The organism is Bradyrhizobium sp. YR681 (assembly GCF_000282615.1).
Taxonomy (GTDB): Bacteria; Pseudomonadota; Alphaproteobacteria; order Rhizobiales; family Xanthobacteraceae; genus Bradyrhizobium.
The window spans coordinates 1-1,149 of the sequence record NZ_AKIY01000166.1; the positions used below are offsets into that span (position 1 = coordinate 1).

Below are 1,149 nucleotides of genomic sequence, written 5' to 3' on the forward strand. Positions count from 1 at the left end.
TCGCCGGCGGCTTCGACGATCAGCGCGGAGACGATCGCGAGCGTCAGCGGGATCTTGATGGTGACCGAGGAGCCCTCGCCGGCCACCGACTTGATGTCGATGGTGCCGCCGATCTGGTCGATATTGGTGCGCACCACGTCCATGCCGACGCCGCGGCCGGAGACCGAGGTGATGGCGGCCGCGGTCGAGAAGCCCGGCGCGAAGATGAACTTGTGGATCTGGGCTTCCGACATCTTCTCCAGCTCGGCCTCGGTGACGAGACCTGAGGAGATCGCCTTGGCCTTGATCTTCTCGGTGTTGAGGCCGCGGCCGTTGTCGGCGATGCAGATGATGATGTGGCCGCCCTCGTGATAGGCGGAGAGGCGGATGGTGCCCTGCTCGCCCTTGCCGCTAGCCAGACGCTCGGCGGGGGTCTCCAGGCCATGATCGGCGGAGTTGCGCACCATGTGGGTGAGCGGGTCCTTGATCAGATCGAGCACCTGGCGGTCGAGCTCGGTGTCGGCACCGTGCATCTCCAGCTCGATCTGCTTGCCGAGTTCGCTCGACAGATCGCGGACGATGCGGGGCAGCTTCTGCCAGGCATTGCCGATCGGCTGCATGCGCGTCTTCATGACGCCTTCCTGCAGCTCGGCGGTGACGTTGGAGAGGCGCTGCAACGGCACCTTGAACTCGGTGTCCTCGTTGCGCCTTGAGATCTCCAGCAGTTGGTTGCGGGTCAGCACCAGCTCGGAGACCATGGTCATCAGGTGCTCCAGCGTATCCACGTTGACGCGGATGGACTGGTTGGCGATGCTGGCTCCCTCGCCGGCAGCCTCGTCGGCGACCGACTTCTTCGGCGCGGCCTTCTCCTTGGCGGGCTTGGCAGCTTCCTTCGCAGTTTCCTTGGCAGCGGGCGCCGGGGCTTCTGCAGCGGGTGCGGGCGCGGCTTCGATCGCGGTCTCGCGGAAGGCACGCTCGAGCTCGTCGAGCGAGACTTCGCCGGGACGCAGCGGGCGCTCCAGGGTCTGGTCGATCAGCGAACCTTGGGTCATTTCTTTTTCTTTCGACGGTGCAACCTTGGCTTCGACGGGAGCGGGAGCTTCCGGCACGAGCGGCGGGGCTTCAGCAACGGGAGCAGCAACGGCGCCGGCCGCCGGCATCGGCTGGGCC

General features: G+C 66.2%; 1 protein-coding gene. It reads right to left on the reverse strand.

All coding sequences use genetic code 11. The features are described from left to right. On the reverse strand, positions 1-1,149 hold a 1,149-nt coding region (locus PMI42_RS12835; protein WP_008134639.1), incomplete at both ends, for a chemotaxis protein CheA.